Below are 2,130 nucleotides of genomic sequence, written 5' to 3' on the forward strand. Positions count from 1 at the left end.
TCCCTATTCCCTATTCCCACAACTCAAATAAGATTGATATAAATGGAAAATTTTTTAGATATTTTCAATTACATCTTCTAAAGAAACGTCATCATTATTCAACATATTAATCAAAATTTCTGTGGTTAAAGTGGCTAGAATATTAGCTTTTACACCACTGCCTAAACCATCAGACAAAACGATAATAGTTTTATTTTCGACTTTGCGGAATTTAACTTGGTCGCCACATAATTCTTCGCCTTTTTTATTGAGACTAAAATTGTAAATATCTAAAAAATTTTCCATTTATATCAATCTTATTTGAGTTGTGGGAATAGGGAATAGGGAGCAGGGAATAGTTCATTAATGGATAATGGATAATTGATAATTACCTCTGGTTAAAACCGTTACGGAATTGAATATCAGGAATATTTTCTTTTTTTTTCCCTTAAAAGAGGAGGCTTTAAACCAGAATTATTTAATTATTAATTATTAATTATTCGGTAACAGGGAAAAGGGAACAGGGAACAGATATGGAAGAAACACCTAAGCATTAACGAAGTCAGAAGTCAGAAGTTATTTTTGTAACGGGTATTTGAGCAACTCTCCAAAAATATTTCGCCTTAAAGGCAGGGTTGCGCGACCCAATTATTTTGATAAAATTATCACAAATGATTTAGGATTGCTATATATATCAATCAGTTACCAGTACCTGTACAATAAGGAGAGTTGAAATACGGAATCTTCTTTTTTTATCTTGTTAAAAGAGGAGGCGTAACTACCCAAATTTTTCGGTCAGCTATCAGCTTATTATCAATTATTTATTACCCATTTTCACAGACATAATTAATATTAAACTGGAGATGTTATAGCAAAGAATGAGTTGGTTAGGACTTATGTGGATAATAACACTGTTGCCTGTTGCCTGTTGCCTGTTGCCTGATTAGAGAGTCTCTTGATTTACCATTTTGATAATTTTTAATAAACTGACTTTTGTTTCAGCAGTTGTTTCTCCTAATAAACCAGCAATTTCTTGCACTACTTTCATCTGATGATCGACTACTTCATTTACTTTACTAACTGTTTCGTTTCTCAGATTAATCATTTCTTGTTTTCGTTGCCATTCATAGGTAATATCAACCATAATACAAGCAATTAAATTTTGGTCGCGAATGGGAAAAATTACTTCTTTGACATATACAATATCTGCTTCAGAATTTGCTTGATTTTCAGGTTTATATTTTTTTTCTTTTCCTCGAATTACTTCATCTTTTTCCCAGACTTTTTGAAAGTCTGCTAAATCTTCTAAAACTATAGATGCTGGTTGACCAATAATCTCTGTTTGGTTGACATTAAACATTTTACAAAATGCTGGATTAACTAGAGTAATATTCATCTGGGTGTCAACAACAATTAAGCCATTGGGGTCATATTCCCAGAGGATTTGCCAGAGATTTTTTTCGTTAGTCAAAATAATTTACTCCTTTGGTTTATTGATAGTGGGTAAGATTTCTGCTTGGAATTTTTGTTCGATATTTTCGGGGTTAATTTTGATGAATACTTGGTTTTTGTATTTCATTACAATTCCATCACTACAAGATTCTAAACAAAATGAACCTTTTAATTCTATTTTGTCTTCTAGGTGATATTCGCTAATCATACTTTGAAGTTTGGGCAATACTTCATAAACTCCTAGTTGATGACAAGCAGAACCCATACAAAGATATAAATTTTCTTTTTTCATAGTTCATTCTTGAGTAGGGGAGTGGGGGAGTAGGGGAGAACTAAACATAATAATAATTAACACCAACTGGTTAATAATTATCAAAAAGGTTATTTTACCTGTATTAATTACTTAATAATTGAAGTTTCATCTAAGTCTAGCATTCTTTTTTCAAATTGGTATAAAAATAGTTGGTCAGAAAGAGTTAAGAGAATAAAGACAAAAATTTAACAGTGAAGAAGGTGAGTATAGGTAAAGTCAAAAGTCAATTTTAACTCTCAATAAAAAACAAATAGGAAGATATTTTTGGCGATAGGAAGTTGGAAATTTTTACCTCTACTGATACTTCTTGGATGCTAATTTTATATTGATAATTTTTTTCCTTCTTGCTTATTCCTTCTTTTAATTGCCATAAGCTACATCTAAGA

The 2,130-nt window shown here is 30.9% G+C and carries 3 protein-coding genes; all 3 read right to left on the reverse strand.

Features of this window, described 5'->3' with window-relative positions; translation table 11 throughout:
- Positions 1 to 54: 54 nt before the first annotated feature.
- The 3 genes from F6K13_RS05550 to F6K13_RS05560 all read right to left on the reverse strand — a co-directional run bounded on the left by F6K13_RS05550 (position 55) and on the right by F6K13_RS05560 (position 1,723).
- Positions 55 to 285 carry a hypothetical protein gene (locus tag F6K13_RS05550; protein ID WP_287287003.1) on the reverse strand — a complete coding sequence of 77 codons (231 nt, stop codon included), beginning with the start codon at positions 283 to 285 and terminating at the stop codon, positions 55 to 57.
- A 637-nt stretch (positions 286 to 922) separates the two neighbouring features.
- On the reverse strand, positions 923 to 1,450 hold the full coding sequence (locus tag F6K13_RS05555; RefSeq protein WP_338043207.1) for a PAS domain S-box protein: 528 nt from the start codon (positions 1,448 to 1,450) through the stop codon (positions 923 to 925).
- 6 nt (positions 1,451 to 1,456) lie between these two features.
- Positions 1,457 to 1,723, reverse strand: a complete 267-nt coding sequence (locus F6K13_RS05560; RefSeq protein ID WP_124145692.1) for a (2Fe-2S) ferredoxin domain-containing protein — start codon at positions 1,721 to 1,723, stop codon at positions 1,457 to 1,459.
- Positions 1,724 to 2,130: the final 407 nt, after the last annotated feature.

The sequence above is a fragment of the Okeania sp. SIO2B9 genome (assembly GCF_010672505.1).
GTDB classification, from domain to species: Bacteria; Cyanobacteriota; Cyanobacteriia; order Cyanobacteriales; family Microcoleaceae; genus Okeania; species Okeania hirsuta.

Excerpts from the sequence above, each read along its gene's own strand:
- F6K13_RS05550 (WP_287287003.1), bottom strand. The coding sequence starts at position 285 with ATGGAAAATTTTTTAGATATTTACAATTTTAGTCTCAATAAAAAAGGC.
- F6K13_RS05560 (WP_124145692.1), bottom strand. The coding sequence starts at position 1,723 with ATGAAAAAAGAAAATTTATATCTTTGTATGGGTTCTGCTTGTCATCAA.